Source organism: Ochrobactrum sp. PL_is501 (assembly GCF_055816895.1).
In genome coordinates this window covers 1-17410 of sequence record NZ_JBVPGR010000021.1, presented here as the reverse complement: position 1 = coordinate 17410, position 17410 = coordinate 1, and the positions used below count along the sequence as shown (strand labels likewise).

The 17410-nt window shown below is 55.5% G+C and carries 18 protein-coding genes; 12 read left to right on the top strand and 6 right to left on the bottom strand.

The genetic code is table 11. The annotated features are described in order from the left end of the window. Window positions 1–7 precede the first annotated feature (7 nt). From AC0TOF_RS01660 to AC0TOF_RS01615, 10 genes are all read left to right on the top strand, one after another. Window positions 8–1087 (top strand): DUF3182 family protein, encoded by a 1080-nt coding sequence (locus AC0TOF_RS01660; RefSeq protein WP_473766979.1) that lies wholly within the window; start codon window positions 8–10, stop codon window positions 1085–1087. Continuing rightward, complete coding sequence (locus tag AC0TOF_RS01655; protein WP_473766978.1) at window positions 1077–1805, top strand: alpha/beta hydrolase family protein; 729 nt, start codon at window positions 1077–1079, stop codon at window positions 1803–1805. Before AC0TOF_RS01660 ends, AC0TOF_RS01655 begins: the two co-directional genes overlap by 11 nt. A gap of 81 nt (window positions 1806–1886) precedes the next feature. Next, window positions 1887–2204 carry a PepSY domain-containing protein gene (locus AC0TOF_RS01650; RefSeq protein ID WP_122000805.1) on the top strand — a complete coding sequence of 106 codons (318 nt, stop codon included), beginning with the start codon at window positions 1887–1889 and terminating at the stop codon, window positions 2202–2204. Window positions 2205–2242: 38 nt separating this feature from the next. Further along, a complete protein-coding gene (locus AC0TOF_RS01645; RefSeq protein WP_122000806.1) occupies window positions 2243–2848 on the top strand; it encodes a hypothetical protein in 606 nt (201 codons plus the stop codon). A 12-nt stretch (window positions 2849–2860) separates the two neighbouring features. Continuing rightward, window positions 2861–3076, top strand: a complete 216-nt coding sequence (locus tag AC0TOF_RS01640; protein ID WP_473766977.1) for a hypothetical protein — start codon at window positions 2861–2863, stop codon at window positions 3074–3076. Then, the gene (locus AC0TOF_RS01635; protein WP_473766976.1) at window positions 3073–3702 is read left to right on the top strand and encodes a UdgX family uracil-DNA binding protein; all 630 of its coding nucleotides are present in this window, start codon (window positions 3073–3075) and stop codon (window positions 3700–3702) included. Before AC0TOF_RS01640 ends, AC0TOF_RS01635 begins: the two co-directional genes overlap by 4 nt. 116 nt (window positions 3703–3818) lie before the next feature. Beyond that, complete coding sequence (locus AC0TOF_RS01630; protein WP_473766975.1) at window positions 3819–4004, top strand: hypothetical protein; 186 nt, start codon at window positions 3819–3821, stop codon at window positions 4002–4004. Window positions 4005–4073: 69 nt separating this feature from the next. After that, complete coding sequence (locus tag AC0TOF_RS01625; protein ID WP_473766974.1) at window positions 4074–4577, top strand: RNA polymerase sigma factor; 504 nt, start codon at window positions 4074–4076, stop codon at window positions 4575–4577. A 132-nt stretch (window positions 4578–4709) separates the two neighbouring features. Then, a complete protein-coding gene (locus AC0TOF_RS01620; RefSeq protein WP_122000811.1) occupies window positions 4710–5078 on the top strand; it encodes a transcriptional regulator in 369 nt (122 codons plus the stop codon). A gap of 736 nt (window positions 5079–5814) precedes the next feature. After that, complete coding sequence (locus AC0TOF_RS01615) at window positions 5815–7215, top strand: M20 family metallopeptidase (RefSeq protein WP_473766973.1); 1401 nt, start codon at window positions 5815–5817, stop codon at window positions 7213–7215. A 53-nt stretch (window positions 7216–7268) separates the two neighbouring features. Here AC0TOF_RS01615 and AC0TOF_RS01610 read toward each other — a convergent pair whose 3' ends face one another. From AC0TOF_RS01610 to AC0TOF_RS01595, 4 genes are all read right to left on the bottom strand, one after another. After that, window positions 7269–8954, bottom strand: a complete 1686-nt coding sequence (locus AC0TOF_RS01610) for a dipeptide ABC transporter ATP-binding protein (protein WP_473766972.1) — start codon at window positions 8952–8954, stop codon at window positions 7269–7271. Beyond that, a complete protein-coding gene (locus AC0TOF_RS01605; RefSeq protein ID WP_162997287.1) occupies window positions 8951–9865 on the bottom strand; it encodes an ABC transporter permease in 915 nt (304 codons plus the stop codon). Before AC0TOF_RS01605 ends, AC0TOF_RS01610 begins: the two co-directional genes overlap by 4 nt. A 1-nt stretch (window position 9866) precedes the next feature. After that, entirely contained in the window at window positions 9867–10838 is a 972-nt protein-coding gene (locus AC0TOF_RS01600; protein WP_473766971.1) for an ABC transporter permease, read from the bottom strand. 213 nt (window positions 10839–11051) lie between these two features. After that, window positions 11052–11753, bottom strand: coding sequence for a creatininase family protein (locus AC0TOF_RS01595; protein ID WP_473766970.1), 702 nt, complete (start codon window positions 11751–11753; stop codon window positions 11052–11054). Window positions 11754–11944: 191 nt separating this feature from the next. Here AC0TOF_RS01595 and AC0TOF_RS01590 point away from each other — a divergent pair, with 191 nt between their 5' ends. Beyond that, window positions 11945–12523 carry a MarR family winged helix-turn-helix transcriptional regulator gene (locus AC0TOF_RS01590; RefSeq protein WP_473766969.1) on the top strand — a complete coding sequence of 193 codons (579 nt, stop codon included), beginning with the start codon at window positions 11945–11947 and terminating at the stop codon, window positions 12521–12523. 83 nt (window positions 12524–12606) lie between these two features. Continuing rightward, window positions 12607–14184: an ABC transporter substrate-binding protein gene (locus tag AC0TOF_RS01585; RefSeq protein ID WP_473766968.1), complete on the top strand. Its 1578-nt coding sequence runs from the start codon at window positions 12607–12609 to the stop codon at window positions 14182–14184. A 114-nt stretch (window positions 14185–14298) separates the two neighbouring features. On the opposite strand, the gene AC0TOF_RS01580 is transcribed toward AC0TOF_RS01585, so the two are convergent. Together AC0TOF_RS01580 and AC0TOF_RS01575 are read right to left on the bottom strand one after the other, a co-directional pair. Continuing rightward, window positions 14299–16563 (bottom strand): autotransporter outer membrane beta-barrel domain-containing protein, encoded by a 2265-nt coding sequence (locus AC0TOF_RS01580; RefSeq protein WP_473766967.1) that lies wholly within the window; start codon window positions 16561–16563, stop codon window positions 14299–14301. A 613-nt stretch (window positions 16564–17176) separates the two neighbouring features. Then, window positions 17177–17410: autotransporter outer membrane beta-barrel domain-containing protein (locus AC0TOF_RS01575; protein WP_473766966.1), on the bottom strand; the 234-nt coding region annotated here is incomplete at its 5' end.

Sequence of the window (17410 nt, the reverse complement as noted above, 5' to 3'; positions counted from 1 at the left end):
TGATCCCATGCGGACAATTCGCGTCGTCTGCGGGGCTTCCGACAGCCCCCATACCGTAGCCAGCGCGGAAGCGCTGGCTACGCGTCTCTCTACCCTGACGGATCGACAATTACTCCCCACCCGGCAGAGCTTCGATGAAAACGGTGAAACGTTTTTCATCCCGACCTTTGCCCTCGTCCGGCGGGAGGGGAACCCGGAAATGACCGTAGACCGCTTCTATGGCGGCATAGTCCACCGCGGTTTCATGGCAACCAAGCTTGTTAGCCATCCACACTGGCATGACCACGACAACCTGCCGGAAGGATGGACGGGACATTTCGCGGCATGTTTGCAGGATTGCGTTCTACCGGGCTTCTCGGTGTTTTCACACCGCCACGCCCTCGACGCGGCAACTACCTTGCTGAAGAAGCATAAAGTGCGCTTCAAGAACCCATTCGCGTCCGGCGGTGCAGGCCAAAACGTCATAGACACGGTTCGTTCGCTCGACTGTTTTCTGGCCGCGGTTTCAGAGGGCGATATCGCGAAGGGACTGGTTCTGGAAGAGGATGTGGAAAATTCCACCACCTATTCCGTCGGACAGATCCGGCTTGAAAACCATATCGCAACCTATCTGGGCCGTCAGTATACGTCCCGCGACAAGGCGGGGAATGAACTTTATGCCGGCAGCCGCTTGCGCGTGGTGCGTGGCGACTGGGATGCGCTACTTCAACTTCTGCAATCGCCAACAGCACGCAAGGTCGTGGAGAATGCCCGGCGCTACGACGAGGCTGCACAGGAGCATCTTGGACTTGTCGCTTCACGCAGGAACTATGACGTTCTTGTCGGGCCGATAACCGAAAACGGCGTGCGTTGTGGAGTACTGGAACAGTCGTGGCGTGTGGGGGGCGCTTCCCCCGCCGAACTTCTGGCGATGGAAAAACTGATGCAGGATGAAACCGTTACCGCCGTGCAAGCCGTTTTGCATGAGAGCCGCGACGAAGCGCCGACATTCCGGGAGGATGATTTCATCGTTTATTCCGGTGGGGATGATCTCGGGCAGCCCCTGCATAAATATGCGAGAATCGAGAAAATCTATCATGATCCGTAACGATACCGCCGTCAGTGTCGACCAGTATGAACTGGCCGCAACTGTAATCTCTCCAGACACCACCATTCCCGGCGTTCTCTTTCTTCATGGCTGGGCCGGCAGTCAGAAACGCGATATCGAGAGGGCGAATGGGATATCCGCCCTCGGCTGCGTCTGCCTCACCTTCGATATGCGCGGCCACGGGGATTTACTCTCCAGCAACAAGACCGTAACGCGCGGTGAAAACCTGGATGACGCAATCGCGGCCTATGACAGTCTGGCCAGCCTCAAAATGGTTGAGGACGACTCGATTGTTGTCATAGGCAGCAGTTACGGCGGATATCTCGCGACATTGCTGACCGAGTTTCGTCCCGTTCGCTGGCTGGCGCTCAGAGCTCCCGCCCTTTATCGTGACGAACTCTGGCAGGTTCCCAAGGCAAGGCTCGATCGCAGGGACCTGCAATCCTATCGCTCGGCACTGGTTAGTTATGACGACAATCGGGCCTTGCGGCAGGCGCGGGAATTTCGCGGCGATGTGCTGCTGGTCGAGTCCGAGCATGACGTCATCGTCCCTCACCCGACAGTAGCGAGCTATCAAACCGCGTTCATCAATGCCCGTTCGCTGACCGTTCGGATGTTGGACGGCGCTGACCATGCGCTCTCCGAAGAGCGTCATCAAAAGACCTACAACCAGCTCCTGACCCGCTGGATCAGAGAAATGGTTCTCGGTGCCCGTTGAATTTCCACGGGAAATATTCCCGAGGGAACATTCATCGAGCTCGTTGGTTGGGACAGTCTCTCAGAAACAAGGGAGCCAACGATGAAACAGTCTATTCGATATGTCGCAGGCGCGGTTTTCCTGCTGGTCACGCCGGCAGCGTTTGCCCAAACCGCCCCTTCCGCAGAACCGCAAACGCCCGCTGTTACGACACCCGGAGAGAAAAACCCGAAGGCGCCCGTACCGGGGCAGAACAGCTTTACCGAAGATCAGGTGAAGGAACGCCTTACCGAAGAAGGCTACACCAACATCATGCACCTTCAGCTCGGTGAGGACGGCGTCTGGCGCGCCGACGCTGCGCGCAACGGCCAGCCCGTCAAGGTTCTTTTCGATTTCCAGGGAAACATCACCACGCAGTGACCCGGCTGTAACCGGCAAACGAATTAAAGGAGATGAAAATGGCTTATATCACAGGTCTATTCGACAACTATGATGAAGCGGCCGATGCTGTCCGTGCCCTCGAGGAAGCGGGAATTTCTTCTGAAAATATCAGCCTGATTTCGAACAACACAGACGGCCGATATGCTGGCGATGCGCTGAAAGGCGACGATGGCGCCGTTACCGGCGTCGAAACCGGTGCCGGTATCGGCGCGGTCGCGGGCGGTGGTGCCGGATTGCTGACGGGGCTGGGTCTCCTGTCGATTCCGGGCGTCGGCCCGGTCGTGGCGGGCGGCTGGCTCACCGCAACACTGGTAGGGCTGGTCGGCGGCGCCACAGCTGGCGGCGTTACGGGCGGTATCGTTGGGGCTCTCGTCGACACCGGCGTACCCGAAGAAGAAGCGCAAGCCTACAGCGAAGCCGTTCGCCGAGGCAGCACTCTGGTCGCGGTTCGTTGCGACGAAGCCGAGCGCGGGAAGGTCGAAGCCATTCTAGAAGACTGGGGCCGCGTCAATATAGGCCAGAGACGAGACGCTTATCTCGAAGAAGGATGGGAGAATTTCAATGCGTCAGCCGCGCCCTACACGGCGGACGAGATCGAACGCGAACGTCAGCGCTGGGGCTAGGCGGAGCGACCGATGAAAGAGGTAGATCCGCGCAGGGCTCGTCAGGGTTTGAATGGACGGCGTATCCTGACGATCCTCCTTTCGAGCCTGTTGCTGGCAATGATTGTCTGGGGCGTGGTGGAATTTTACGGAAAGATGCGTCCAGGACGTGGTTTCATGGATGACAACAGCAAACCACCGGCATCCACGGAATCGCAACCGCCGCCTTCCGCCACGGGGCGGCAATGACGATCCCGGCCCCGGCAACGACACATCACCCGCCTGACCTTGAGCAAGTCTGCGCCGAAGCGCGGACTTGTCGGCGTTGCGAGCTCTACAAGGATGCGACACAGACCGTCTTCGGCGAAGGCCCGGTCGGGGCGCGAATTTTCTTCGTCGCCGAACAGCCGGGCGACAAGGAGGATATCGGCGGGCGACCATTGATCGGTCCCGCGGGCCAGGTTTTTGACGCCTGTCTCGCCGAAGTCGGCATCCAGCGCGAGCGGTGCTACGTTACCAACGCGGTCAAACATTTTCGCCACATCCAGCGTGGCAAAAGACGCCTCCACCAGCGCCCGTCGACCAGCCACATAGAAGCCTGTCGCTGGTGGCTCGAGCAGGAAATTGAACTTGTGTCACCGCATATCATCGTGGCGCTGGGCGCAGTCGCCGCACGCGCCGTTTTTGGCAAGCCCGTGAAGATCGCAGCAGCGCGCGGTCGTCCCATGCAGCATGAAAACCGCCGCATCTTTGTAACCATCCACCCATCCTATCTGCTGCGTTTACGCGGCAGAAGCGGTTTTGACCGCGAACGGGCGATATTCCTGAAGGACCTCGCTGAAGTTGCGGAGTTCGGGCGCTCCTCCCAAACGTGAAGTTTATTACAGGCTTTTTCTTGGAACATCCTTCAGGCCCCAAGGTTAGGTTTATGTCACGCGCGACAAACTCAACTCCCAAAATCATTGGTTTGGAACCACTGAAAGGAAAGAGAATGGCACAGAATCACACGCAAGGTGGCACACACGAACAACACGTGAAGGCCGGCCAGCAGAGCCACAAGAACGACGGCAAGCAAGCAAGCAGCCGAGGCGGCGGCGACAAGCAGCAGTCATCTTCCCGTGGCGGAACCCACGAACAGCATGTGAAGGCAGGCCAGCAGAGCCATAAGAATTCGTAACTTACCAAAAGGGGCGGCCTTGTGCCGCCCCATTTTCAACCCGGACATTGATCCGGAAAGGCCACACCGATGTCGTTCACCCCAGATCCCGACTACATGCTTCAGCCGGATCAGCTTGTTGAGATGATACCGGCTCTTCGCGCTTTTTCCCGCACATTCTACAGCCAGAAGGAAGATGCTGAAGATCTCGTTCAGGAAACCTTGATGAAGGCACTGGCCAACCGGGAAAAATATACGCCCTATTCACCGCTTAAATCGTGGCTTTTTACGATCATGCGCAACACATTCTGCACCCGGATTCGTATTCAGAAACGCGAAGCACCAGGTGCCGTCGAGTGTGTCTCTCCAATAGCCTCGGTCGAAGCATCGCAGGAACTGACCCTTGAAGCCCATGATGTGCAGACAGCCATGGCGACCCTGCCCCACAAATATCGCCGGGTATTGGCGATGGTTGTGTTGGAAGGGAAGAGCTATGAGCGTACCGCGGAGCTTTGCGATTGCTCGATAGGCACGGTGAAAAGCCGCCTGCATCGCGCTCGTCACAAACTGCACGATATCATGGAGGGAGCCTAGATAGTGTTATTCAGGCACAGTATCCCGCGCTCTCGCACTGTGGCTCGTGATGTGGATTCAGCACGAGGCATCTTGTCATTTGGTCCTGGACATGGCCAACTGTTTTTAATGAATAAGTCAAGTGATGATATTATGCGTCTATTCTCGGGAAAGCGCATTCTGATTTTTGAAGACGGGTTTCTGCTATCGGAAGAAGCAGCCGCCAGACTGGTGAATGCCGGAGCTATCGTGCTTGGCCCGGTCAGTACGGCCAATCAGGCACTGAATTATCTGGAAACCGGGGCGGTAGACGCTGTCGTTATGGATGTCGCGCTGGAGCCGGACGCAGTGCTGCCGCTCATCGCCCAACTGGAACTGGATGCCATACCCTTTATATTCGCCCTGCCGGAGAACCCAAGACTGGATAGCCAGCGCTTTGCCGGATTCGTGCTGAGTGCCCGCCACAAGGACCTCTCTACAATAGCCGAAGCATTGTTCCTGCGCCGCACTATGGAACAATAGAGCTCTTCCAGATCAGAAAAGGTTCGGCAAAGCAAAGGGTTAAAGCGACCTTTCTTCCCGCATCCCAGGCGGCAAATGGCCTGACTGTTTGCAACAGACCATGGCTTCTCGTCACGACGTTGCCATCGCAAATTTCATGGTCCCAATTTTTCTCCATCTACTTGTTGCGATTGATTTGCAATGACAAAAGATGCTTTCTATTTCTATTGTTAGAACGAAGAACATTTGGCTCCAATGTCGGCTAAAAAGTAATATTTGCATTTGTTTAATTTTCAGGGAAGCGCCTCCCCTCGGATGCTTCCTCCCTTTAATCTGTGCACCCATTCGCCCCTGCGCCCTCGCGCGGGGGCCTTTTCGCATATCTTGCGCGTAAGAAACCGCTAAAAAGGGCCTGCGTCGTACTCGGAGAAAGAAGTCTTCTTCGACTGTTTGGTGCATCGGCCCGAAAATCGATTCCGGTTTGCCGGCCGATGCTGCGAAGTCGATGAAAGGTTCCCCCAAGAGACCTCAGCGATTGTAGGTACACACCTTCCAGCTGATCGAGCACCGCCTTTTATTGCCGCGCCATGTCCAGGACGATTGCGTCTCGGCACCATAAGGCACTCTCTGAAAAATGGTTCGGCTTCGATATCACCCCTCTGTGAGCGGGATTGAGTACAAGCTTTCGCTTCGCCGGATTGATCCGACGCGCCTGTTGTGTTCTTACAAATCCTATTACCAGCACCGAGTATCTACCATGACGTCCCGAAAAGCCTACCATGCCCAAGCCCTGAATTATGTCGAAAGCGGTCAACTGGCAGGCGACCTCGGGCGCCTGGTGGCCCGCCGCTCCATCAGCCAATCCGAAGGCACCCCAGATGCATTGCGCGCCTATCTGACAGACGACATCAGCCCGCTGCTTCGAGGCTATGGCTTCGATACGACGGTCTACGATAATCCGCTGCCTGACGGTCCCCCGCTGATGATCGCCCGATATCTTGAGGACGCGGCTCTGCCAACCATCCTTGTTTACGGCCATGGGGATGTCTGCAACGGCGAAGCACATCGCTGGCGCGCGGGCCTGCATCCATTTGAGTTGGTGCAGGAAGATGACCGCCTCTACGGGCGCGGCACTGCTGACAACAAGATCCAGCATCTGATCAACATCACTGCCCTTGGCCTGCTGCTCAAGGCGAAGGGGAAGCTTGGATTCAATGTCAAGTTCATATTGGAAATGGGCGAGGAAACCGGCTCTCCCGGCTTGCGAGAGTTCCTTGAAATGAAGCGCGGCGAACTCGCGGCAGATGTATTGATCGCTTCCGATGGACCGCGCCTTTCACCTGCTATTCCAACCGTTTTCATGGGCTCCCGCGGAGCGGTTGATATCGACTTTACGGTGCGGCTACGAGACGAGGATCATCATTCCGGCAACTTCGGCGGGCTTCTGGCCGATCCCGGGATCATTCTGGCGCATGCTCTGGCAAGCATTACGGACAGCCGGGGCCAGATAAAAATTCCCGAGTGGCGTCCAGACAGCCTGTCGAACGAGGTACGTGCTGCGTTGGCAGACCTACCCTATCGTCAGCATGATCCCGAATGGGGCGAAGAAGCCCTGACCCCTTCAGAACGGGTCTTTGGCTGGAATTCCTTCGCGGTTCTTGCCCTGTCTTCGGGAACGATCGATGCACCCCAATCGGCAATTTCAACAACGGCGCGGGCTGTCGGCCAGTTGCGTTTCGTGGTCGGAACGGACATGGACGACATCGTGCCTGCTCTCAGACGTCATCTGGATGCACACGGCTTCAACAGGGTAGATGTCTCGTGCCGTGGCGAAGCATTCAAGGCGACGCGTTCCGCGCTCGATCACCCCTGGGTGAACTTCGTCTGCAGCTCAATTGCGCGAAGCATCGGACAACGGCCACATATTTTACCCAATCTGGCCGGCTCACTGCCAAATGACATGTTTACCGATATTCTTGGTTTGCCCACCATATGGGTGCCGCACAGTTATGCCGAGTGCTGTCAGCACGGACCAAACGAACATGCGCTACTTTCGATCGCGCGACAGGGCATGCAAATCATGACGGATCTGTTTCTCGATATCGGAGCCGCCACCGACACAGCCCGTATCGGCCCAGACGGTTTCCAAACATCGTAATCATGAATCCTCATGGTTGCGATGTGAAACTTGCGTTCGACCCGGTGTGCTTGTCACCAGGCAAGCTTGGGCACCGCGTCCAACAGCATGCGCGTATATGGTTGCCGTGGCGCGGCGAATATATCAGAAACAGCGCCTTCCTCGACAATCTTGCCGTGGTGCATGACGACAACCCGGTCGCAAAGATGGCGCACCACGGACAAATCATGGCTGATGAAAAGCAAAGTCAGGTTGAGGCTTTTCCGCAGCTCAAGCAGCAGGTTGATAACCTGCGCCTGGATCGAAACATCAAGCGAAGCCACGGGTTCATCGCAAACGATCAGTTCCGGCTGCATTGCCAGCGCCCGTGCTATGGCGATGCGCTGTCGTTGCCCACCCGAAAACTGGTGAGGATAACGGTCGGCCAATGAAGGATCGAAGGCAACCGATTTCAGCCAGCCATTGACGTAATCTCGTGCGTCTTTCTTGGTGCAAAACCCGTGGGCGATGGGTCCCTCGGCAACCGACTGAAATATGGTGCGGCGCGGATCGAGTGAGGCAAAGGGGTCCTGAAAGATCATTTGGACGGACGTCCCGATCTTGCGCTCATTCTCCCGTAGTTTGCGACCATCTACCTGAACATTTCCAGATGTGGGCGTGGAGATGCCGCAAATGATGCGGCCCAGCGTCGACTTTCCCGAACCGGATTCGCCGACAAGACCCAGCACTTCGCCGCGCGCAATCGTAAGATTTGCCGACTGGACTGCACGGACCGCGTGCGGCGGTTTCGCCAGACCGAGCCGCTGTGCGAAACGGCCAAGCGAACCGACCGGCTTTTGGAAAACCATTGTGACATCCTTGGCCGTCACGAAGTTCGGATTGGGTTCGGCCGGCTTGCCGATCTTTGCTTGCGCGGCAGAAAAATGCCCAACGCTCTCGGTTGCGTTTGAGGTCAGGAGCTCTCCGGGTTGCTTTCGCGACGGCAGGGCGTCCAGCAGTCCCTTTGTGTAAGGATGTTGGGGTGATCCCAGAACATCGGCAACATTACCTTTCTCGACGATCTTGCCAAGCCGCATGACGGCTATCTTTTGCGAAATCGAGGCAATTGTCGCGAGATCGTGGCTGATCCAGATCATCGAAATGCCGAGTTCGGCAACGAGCGCCTTAACCTCTTTCAGGATTTCAGCCTGTACAGACACGTCGAGCGCTGTCGTCGGTTCGTCTGCGATGACCAGTTTCGGCTTGTGAAGCAAAGCGATGGCAATCGCCACTCGCTGACGCATGCCGCCAGAAAATTCGTGCGGATACTGATCGACCTTCTTTTCCGGCTCAACGATGCGCACGCGGGCCAGAGCTTCAACGGCTCTGCGGCGCACTTCCGTATCCGAGGCCTTTTCATGGGCACGGATCGCCATGGCGATCTGGTCAATCACCTTGAGAACCGGATTGAGGGTCATCATCGGGTCTTGAAAGACCATCGCGATTTCCCGGCCACGCATGCGGCGCAACTGGCTTTCCGGCAGTCCGACCAGTTCCTTGCCTTCAAACCGGATGGAGCTGCCGGATTGAATTTTGCCCGGCTTGTCGATCAGTCCGATAAGCGAGAAGCCGGTGATCGACTTGCCGGACCCGGATTCTCCCACCAGGCCGAGGATCTCGCCCCTGCCGAGCTGGAACGAAATGCCATCGACGGATTTCACTATGCCGCGGTCGGTCTCGAAATAGGTTCGCAGGTTATCGACATGTAACAGAGCGGTCATTTGCGCAACCTCGGGTTCAATATATCCCTGATCTGGTCGCCCATGAGATTGATGGCCATGATCAGAACGATTAGTGCAACGCCCGGATAAATGGAAATCCAGTAGCGGCCTGACAGAAGATATTGGAAGCCGTTGGCGATCAGCATGCCCAGGGATGGTTCCGTCGGAGGAAGACCAACGCCGAGAAACGAGAGCGTTGCTTCAAGCGAAATGGCTGACGCGACCTGCACAGTCGCAACGACAATAAGCGGCGGCAGGGAGTTGGGCAGGATATGTCTTGTCACCACGTGCCAGCCGCTCATTGGCACCGAAAGCGCGGCCTGCACGTAATCCTTCTGCCGTTCCGCAGAGGCAGCGCCGTGTGCAGTGCGCACGAAATAGGCATATTGGGCGAAGACGAGGGCCAGAATAAGCTGCCATTTCCCCTGCCCGAGCACAGCCGCAACCACGAAAGCCAAAAGGATCGCGGGAAACGACAATTGCACATCGACAAGACGCATGATGAACGTCTCTGTCCTTCCGCCGAGATAGGCAGCAAAGCAGCCGACAACCGCGCCGAGGCTGAACGCGATAGCGCCTGCGATCAGCCCCATTTCGAGCGATATGCGCAAGCCGTAGATGATAGCGGACAACAGGTCGCGTCCCTGGCTGTCCGAACCGAGCAGATAGTGCATGCCGCCAGCGCCCACATAACCCGGAGGACGGCGCGCATCGCGCAGCACCAGCGACTTGAGGTCGTAGGGATCTTGCGGCGTAATCCACGGTGCAAATATGGCCAGCAATGCAATGATGGTGACCACCGCCAGCGCGATAACCGCCACCTTGTTTCTTGAAAAAGCCCGCCAGAACTCCCTCACAGGAGATGTTCCGACTGTTGCAGCGATGGGTTGAGTTGATACTGTTTCAGTCATCTCAGCGACCTTTCTGGCGCAGTCGCGGATCAAGGGCTGCATAAGCCAGATCGACGCACAGGTTGATGACGACAAAAAGTATGGCGACCATCATCAGATAGGCGACCATGACAGGGCGATCGAGCGACGCGATGGAGTCGACGATGAGCTTTCCAAGTCCCGGCCAATTGAAAATGGTTTCCGTGACGAGAGCAAATGCAAGCGTCGAGCCGAGTTCCAGACCGAACACCGTAACGAGCGGAATGGAGATCAGTTTCAAGACATGCCGGCGCAGAATTACTTGTTCAGGGATGCCCGCGGCGCGGGCAAATTTAATCGTGTCGGTGGTCATGATTTCACGGGTGCCCGCTGCTGCCAGGCGGCACATCATCGCCATCTTGAACAATGCCAGATTGAAAACCGGCAGCAGGAGATGCGACCAGCCATCCCGGGTCAGAAACGAAAACGGAATTCCGAAAACATCGGCGGTCGCTCCCCGGCCCCCAGCGGGCAGCAGACCGAGCTGAACCGCAAACACCATGATCAGCATCAATCCGATCCAGAAGGTGGGCACGGAAAAGCCGAGTATCGAGCCGGCCATGATCAGCTTTGAAACAATGCCGTCCGGTTTGTAGCCAGCATAAACGCCTAAAGGAATGCCGATCAGGGAGGCCAGCAAAACGGCGATAACAGCAAGTTCCAGCGTGGCGGGTAGCCGCTGGGCAATCAATTCGCTGACCGGCATGTTGAACACGAATGATCTGCCGAAATCTCCGCTGACGGTCTTGGCGACGAAGTCGGCATACTGTTTCCAGAGCGGTTGATTGAGACCATATTCCTCGATAACCCGCTGGCGGATTTCCTGCGTCACATCCGGCGAGATAAGCACGTCAATGGGATTGCCGATGACGTAAACGCCAATGAACACGAGAAGGGACATGACTACCAGGACGATGAGCGCCTGTCCTGACCTGCGCAGAATGAATGAGGCCATTGGCTTTTCTCTGGTTAGAGCATTTCCCGCAAAAGTGCGAAGCGGCTTTGCGTAGGATAATGCGAAAACAAATAGTCAGACCGGTTCCGGCGATTTCGTGGTGACCGGAACCGATCTGCCGCACCAGCTCAAAATCGGGATCGATTTTGGAAAGCCGATGCATGGGTTTAAAACTGGAACGACATTCGTACACCCAGATGGACGTATGGCGCCCTAATGCCAGTCATGCTCGATCTCGTGGCGAGTTTCCTCAACAGCCACTTTCCAGATTTCCATCATGTCCTGATCGGGCCGCTGAAAGACGCCGTGATAGTTGCCCTCGGCAATACGCTCGCGCTTTCTGCCTGCATCGACCCGTGCGGACGCGGCAAAATCGATGCGCTCCTTCTGGAAATTGGGAACCGGCGCACCTTCCAGACGGGTCCACGGAAAGTTTTCCATCCAGCTGGCATGGCTGGCGGCAGGGTCTATCTCCAACACTTTTGTCATGGTTTTCGGAGCGCGCCACCAGTCATGAAACTTGACCGAACTATCCCGATGGCTGTTCATCCATTCCGAAAGGAGCGGGTTGATCGGCGTATTGCCGCCATGGCCATTAACGATCAGGATACGGCGGAAACCTGCATGGTAAACGCTGTTCAGAATATCCTCGATCACATTGATGTAGGTCCGTAGCGTCAACGTAATTGTACCGGGGAAATCAGCGAAGCCGGAGGCCATCCCATAGGGCAGGCAAGGAAACACCGGCACGCCTGTTGGTTCGGCTGCCTCCACGGCGACCCGTTCAGCCAGAATCATATCAGTCGCAAGGCTCAGATAGGCGTGTTGCTCGACGGACCCGATCGGGATCACACAACGATCATCCTCCTTCACACGTGCTTCGACCTGCGACCAATGCATGTCCTGAATACGCATTTTCGTCTCCTGCAATTTTCCGATTGGCACCCAGTGCGCGCTTACCCCTTGAGAAGAGGCTGTACGACGGCGTCCCCATATTTTAATTTTTAATTCGGTTCCATTAGGAACAAAAAAATAGAGTTGACGCAAGATTATTTTTAAATATCGTTCCAAATAGTACTAATTGGAAAATCTTCGAGGATTTGCCGATGGACGATCTGTTGCGTACAGCCCTTTATGAAGGGCGCGCCGGGAGGGAGGAACCGGGGCTGTCGAGCCTTTCGGAAGGTGACCCCCTTTATCCCAAGCTTTGGCGAAATCCGTGCTGGCTTTCCTTCCGATTGAACTATCTGGCGTTGCGGTTCAACAATCCCGTCTACGGATTGATCCAGCAGCAGCTCGGCCTGTTGCGACCGGAATTTGTTGTGCTCTGGTCGCTCTATCTGAGCGACGAACTGACCCTGACCGAAGTCGTGCGCTCGTCCGGCTTTCCGAAAAATACGTTGAGCCGCGCCGTGAACAAGCTGGACACGCTGGGTATGATCAGCCGCGATCTCGACCCCATTGATCAGCGCCGCGTTGCATTAAGGCTGACAGAAAAAGGGCGCTCCGCCGTTGAAGCTGTCGAGGGCAGGATGATGGATCACGAGCGGATCATGCTCGAATGCCTGTCACCCGCCGAACGTTTAAACCTGTCCGAAATTCTGACCAAGCTGGTGGTGGCCTCTGAAAACTGGCCGCAACAGCTCGCTGCCGATTCAGAAGCGGCCGAGGGCGAAGATAGCTGAGAAAGCCTGTACCGACCGATAAGGGCAAGCCCGCTGGCCGCGGATTTTACTGATGATCAATACAATGAGAAAAGGGGAATAGGATGACCATTCGCGCGATATTCAACACCGCCTTGCTGGCATCAACACTGATGATGCCGCTGTCTGCGATGGCAGCCGATCTCGTCATTGCGACGAAATCCGGGCCAGCTTCGATGGACCCGCATTTTACGGCAACCTCCGCGAACGCCGAAGCGACCAAGCATGTCTTCGACACGCTTTTGAAATCAGGCAACAAGCTTGAAGTGGAGCCATCACTGGCTGTGAGCTGGAAACCAGTCGATGAGACGACGTGGGAATTCAAGCTGCGTGAAGGTGTCAAATTCCATGATGGTACGGATTTCACCGCCGAGGACGTGAAGTTCTCGATTGAGCGCATTCCCAATGTGACAGGGCCAAATCCTTCCACCATTTATGTTCGCCGGGTGAAGGGTGTGGAAGTGGTTGATCCGCTAACTGTCCGTGTGACCACAGTTGGATCCGCGCCGACTTTGCCAAATGATTTCGTGCGTCTGTTTATTGTTTCCCACAAGGCTGCGGCAGATTATTCGACCAAGGAAACGGCTGCCGACGGCTTCAATTCAGGCAAGGCTACAATTGGCACCGGCCCTTACAAGTTTGTCAAATGGGCTCCCACGCAGGATCTGGTGCTGGAAAAGTTCGACGGTTATTGGGGTGGCGTCCAGCCGTGGGACCAGGTGGTGCGCAAGGAGATTCCAAATGATGCCGCCCGCGTCGCACAGCTGAAGGCCGGGCAGGTTGACCTGATATCCAAGGTCCCCTCGACCGATCTTGCGGCATTGGAATCCGATCCGAAGCTGGAAGTCGTGAAGGATGAGTCCGTCTATATCCCCTATCTGGAGTTCGATTTCCGCAAGGAAACGCCGATGGTATGGGACAAGTCCGGCAAGAAACTGGAAAAGAATCCGTTCCTCGACCCGCGTGTGCGTGAGGCATTCGATCTGGCCATTGATCGCCAGACAATCACGGAAGTCGCGCTGGAAGGCATGGGCTCGGTTCCGACGCAAATGGTGGCTTCCAATATCTTTGGCTACAACAAAGATATCGCTCCGGCTGCATATGACGTCGAGAAGGCTGCCAAGTTGATGACAGATGCCGGTTATCCTGACGGTTTCAAGGTGTCGCTGAACTATGCCAATGACCGTATGCCGATGGAACTGGGACCGACAATCGCCCAGTTGTTGGCCGCGATCAATGTTCAGGTCGATGTCAGCGGCGTTCCTGCGGCAGTGTTCAATCCGGCCAAGACGCGTGGAGATTATTCGCTTTACATGGCCTCCTGGGGCACACTGACGGGTGAATCCAACTACATGCTCTCTTCACTGATGCATACCAATGATCCGGAAAAATCACTGGGCGCTTTCAACACGCGTGGATATTCCAACCCGGAAATGGACAAACTGATTGAAGATGCTGGCAGTGAAATGGACGAGGCCAAGCGCGGTGCTCTCCTTGAAAAGGCCAATCTGCTTGTTTCGACAGACAGGCCAGACCTGCCGCTCGCCGTGAACATGTCGGCATGGGGCGTGAAAAAGGACAAGATTTCCTATACGCCGCGCTCTGATGAAGACACTTTGGCGATGGACGTCAAGCCGAAATAAGAACAATCTCTGCCGGCGGCTTAAGGGCCGCCGGAAGTCTCCGCGCTTCGGCATATCGCCCCGCCCCGCCGGAGCCGCGCGGATGGAATTGGCTCCCGCTTTGGGAGCCAGGTTTCAGAACTTGTAGCTTACGCCGATATTGCCGCCCCAATTACGGGAAATATCCTTGCCGCCGGAGAAATCCATGTCGGCATGCACACTCAGCGCATCGCGCAGCTGGTAGGCAAACCCCACGCCAACTTCACCGCGCGTGCCGTTGAAGGCGTTGTTGAAGTCGACCGTATTGATCCGCAGCTTGTTGGAGTCCACGAATTCCTGCGCCACGGCCACACGAACATAGGGCTGGAAAATACCGCCATTATCCAGCTTGAGATTTCGGCCGAAGGTGGCGCCGATGCGGCCCTGCACCGAACCATAGGCGTTACCATGCGCCGACATATCGTTATCGAGGGTATAATCGAACGAGCCGATGCGCAGTGCCGACAACTGGGCGAATGGTTCGGCATACCAGCCGGAAGCAAGTTCATAGGTCTTGCCAATCTCGATCTGACCGCCGACGCCAGTGGCGCTGTAATCGCCTTGCGCGCCCGCGCCATCGCTCATCACCACGCGCGCATCGTTGGCGAAGCGATTGACTTTGAAAAGACCGTCCACATAGAGCCCGTCATTACCGAGCCACGTTGCATAAAGACCGCCATAGCCGGAATCGACTTCGCCCTTGGAGCCGCCGTCCAGATCAACGGTGGAATTCGAGTAACCACCAAAGACACCAAGGATGAGTGGCAAGCCCCCAAGATTGACTTCGCGTTCGGCACCGGCTTGCAGACCCCAGACAGACTGATCGAAATCGGTGCCGCCTGCACCATTGCCGTTGAGATCACGGCCGTAGGAACGCCCCCAAAGGCCATTTTCGCCCTTGCCCATGCGCACGTCACCAAGGCGTTGGCGCAGCGTCCCGGTTTCTGCATACCAGATGTTGGCCGCCGCGGCATCCAGGCTTATGACCGTCTTCGCGCTTTCTGACAGCTCTGCCGGACGCACTGGATCGACAGGATCAACCGGCCCCTCGCCCCTCTTACCCCATAGTTGCCAGTTATCACCGACCTTGTTCAGGTAATATTTGTAGGCTCCAAAATCAACCGCGCCGCCTTCGACGGCAAACCTGGCATTGCCGCCATTGGTTTCGATCACGGTCAGCGCATTTGCCACTGTCGGCTCCGCGCCACTGTTTTTAATGCGCAGCATGAAATCGCCGTTAGCGCCGCCCGCCTCAGTGACGACGAGCTTGTCGCCCTCAGCTACGCCGAGATGGGTGCCCGCCGCAAAAGTGCCTGTACCTGACAGCGTACCGACAGTCAGTGTGTGGAATGCGTCGCCCGACCCGTCGCTGATTTCCACCACGCCGCCATTCATGGCAAGATTGGTCACGCCGCCGTCGGCAACCATCTTCCAGGTTCCACCCGAATTCAGCGTCAGGTTGCCGACACCCGACAGTTTCCCCTTCAGGCTCGCATTATTGCGAAGGGTAACGTCCGCAGTACTAAGTTCATCAACAACGACATCGCCATCGATGGCGCTATTGTCTACCGTGAAATTGACAGTAGAATGAAGAAGAGTCCCGTCTGACCATCGGCCTCCTATTACCTCCAGCGCAATCCCGTTGCTGGAAAGCAGCTTAGACCCATTGGCGACCAGAATGTCAGCACTGGTGTTGGAACGTATATAGCGAGATTCCACTAAAATTGCGCTGCCGTCTTGCCCCTGAACCGTAGAATTATCGATAACGGCCTTCCGCCCAATATCGAGAGGGTCGCGATTACGTAGATCTGTTAAAATCCAAAGACCTTGAGTGCCCTTAAGGCTGCTCTTATCTGTGACATTCAATTTGCCGTTCGTGAACACCACACCAGGGTTGGACGTCCCCTGCGCGGTGGAGCTTGAAAGATTCACGGTTCCGTAAGTAACGTAGTCGGCGTTCGCAGTGCTGTTGAAAATATTGCTGTTGGCGATATTGGCGACAGACCCGTGCCAGGCTGACACAGTCCCTAAGCCACCGATAGAGGAAATCCTCGCACCAGAAATATTAGCGGTACTTCCATTTTCGAGATCTACCCCGCCATGAACGCCGTCTTCAGTGTCAACTATACCACCATCAATGTTGACCGTCGACGCATTGGCATGAATTCTGTCAGTTTCGCCGCCTGGATGCACATTCAAGGTCGCACCGTTGGTCAAAATCCAGTTTTCAACCGGATCTCCCGGCTCGACGTCAGCACTGCCTCTGGAAAGATCGCGCGCCAGCACGGCTGAACTCGTGGAGCAGAGCAAAAGTGCCGCAGCGATTGCGATCAGAGAATGACGATGATTGTAAACATGCATAACTATTATATACCCTTCTTGAGAAATTTCTCTCATCTTCCTTAAATGATAAGATAGAACTCAACCTTCATTTCAAGAGAAATGATTAACTATATATTATTCAATAATATAATAATATTGATACCCATAGATCTAATGAAGCGATTAATAACTCGAAAATATGGAAAATAAAAATCCACTTCGAAACTAAAGTAATCTATTTATGTCAAAATCACGCAACAAAGTAAAGTAAAAAGATAATAATTTCAGTATAATATTAATAATTAAATTAATAATTACTTTAATACAAATCGCCTGTTTATGCTCCCTTTTGGAATAATAGACAACCATCCGAGCGCGGTTGATCGGATCAAATCGGTGCTTTAGCCTTTTCTCTCAAAAGAACAATTTTATCGATTCCCGCTTCATTCAGGCCAGATTCCGCCAAGCATGCAGACAGTTAGCATATTGGCCGACTGCTGGATGCATTCACCGCAACAAACCGATGCGGGCCACTTCAGCCCGGTTTTTGCAGCTATCACATATGAGCCGCTGGCAGAACGTTCCGATTTGCTTCGGCAGGAAAGCCCCGGTTGTTACCGGGGCCTTGATGTGTGTGAGGCTATGTTTTGGTCTACCACTTGACCTTGAAGCCGATATTGCCCTTGAGGGTGTAGCTGTCGGCGAAGTGATTGAGGGATGTGTTGATGGAGCCTTCGCCATAGAGGGCATATTTGTTGTCGGCCCAGGCATAGGTACCGCCAGCGCCGATGCCGCCCCAGGTCCGGTCATTGTCGGTGTCAAAATCGACGCCCGCCACATTGACCGACGATCCACCCAGCATCTCCTGATAGAGATTGGCAATGCC

Bases quoted from the DNA above. Each gene is read 5' to 3' on its own strand.
- AC0TOF_RS01650 (WP_122000805.1), top strand. From the start codon at position 1,887: ATGAAACAGTCTATTCGATATGTCGCAGGCGCGGTTTTCCTGCTGGTC.
- AC0TOF_RS01580 (WP_473766967.1), bottom strand. From the start codon at position 16,563: ATGCATGTTTACAATCATCGTCATTCTCTGATCGCAATCGCTGCGGCA.
- AC0TOF_RS01605 (WP_162997287.1), bottom strand. From the start codon at position 9,865: ATGACTGAAACAGTATCAACTCAACCCATCGCTGCAACAGTCGGAACA.
- AC0TOF_RS01590 (WP_473766969.1), top strand. From the start codon at position 11,945: ATGGACGATCTGTTGCGTACAGCCCTTTATGAAGGGCGCGCCGGGAGG.
- AC0TOF_RS01630 (WP_473766975.1), top strand. From the start codon at position 3,819: ATGGCACAGAATCACACGCAAGGTGGCACACACGAACAACACGTGAAG.
- AC0TOF_RS01635 (WP_473766976.1), top strand. From the start codon at position 3,073: ATGACGATCCCGGCCCCGGCAACGACACATCACCCGCCTGACCTTGAG.
- AC0TOF_RS01595 (WP_473766970.1), bottom strand. From the start codon at position 11,753: ATGCGTATTCAGGACATGCATTGGTCGCAGGTCGAAGCACGTGTGAAG.
- AC0TOF_RS01655 (WP_473766978.1), top strand. From the start codon at position 1,077: ATGATCCGTAACGATACCGCCGTCAGTGTCGACCAGTATGAACTGGCC.
- AC0TOF_RS01660 (WP_473766979.1), top strand. From the start codon at position 8: ATGCGGACAATTCGCGTCGTCTGCGGGGCTTCCGACAGCCCCCATACC.
- AC0TOF_RS01600 (WP_473766971.1), bottom strand. From the start codon at position 10,838: ATGGCCTCATTCATTCTGCGCAGGTCAGGACAGGCGCTCATCGTCCTG.
- AC0TOF_RS01625 (WP_473766974.1), top strand. From the start codon at position 4,074: ATGTCGTTCACCCCAGATCCCGACTACATGCTTCAGCCGGATCAGCTT.
- AC0TOF_RS01645 (WP_122000806.1), top strand. From the start codon at position 2,243: ATGGCTTATATCACAGGTCTATTCGACAACTATGATGAAGCGGCCGAT.
- AC0TOF_RS01620 (WP_122000811.1), top strand. From the start codon at position 4,710: ATGCGTCTATTCTCGGGAAAGCGCATTCTGATTTTTGAAGACGGGTTT.
- AC0TOF_RS01610 (WP_473766972.1), bottom strand. From the start codon at position 8,954: ATGACCGCTCTGTTACATGTCGATAACCTGCGAACCTATTTCGAGACC.
- AC0TOF_RS01585 (WP_473766968.1), top strand. From the start codon at position 12,607: ATGACCATTCGCGCGATATTCAACACCGCCTTGCTGGCATCAACACTG.
- AC0TOF_RS01615 (WP_473766973.1), top strand. From the start codon at position 5,815: ATGACGTCCCGAAAAGCCTACCATGCCCAAGCCCTGAATTATGTCGAA.
- AC0TOF_RS01640 (WP_473766977.1), top strand. From the start codon at position 2,861: ATGAAAGAGGTAGATCCGCGCAGGGCTCGTCAGGGTTTGAATGGACGG.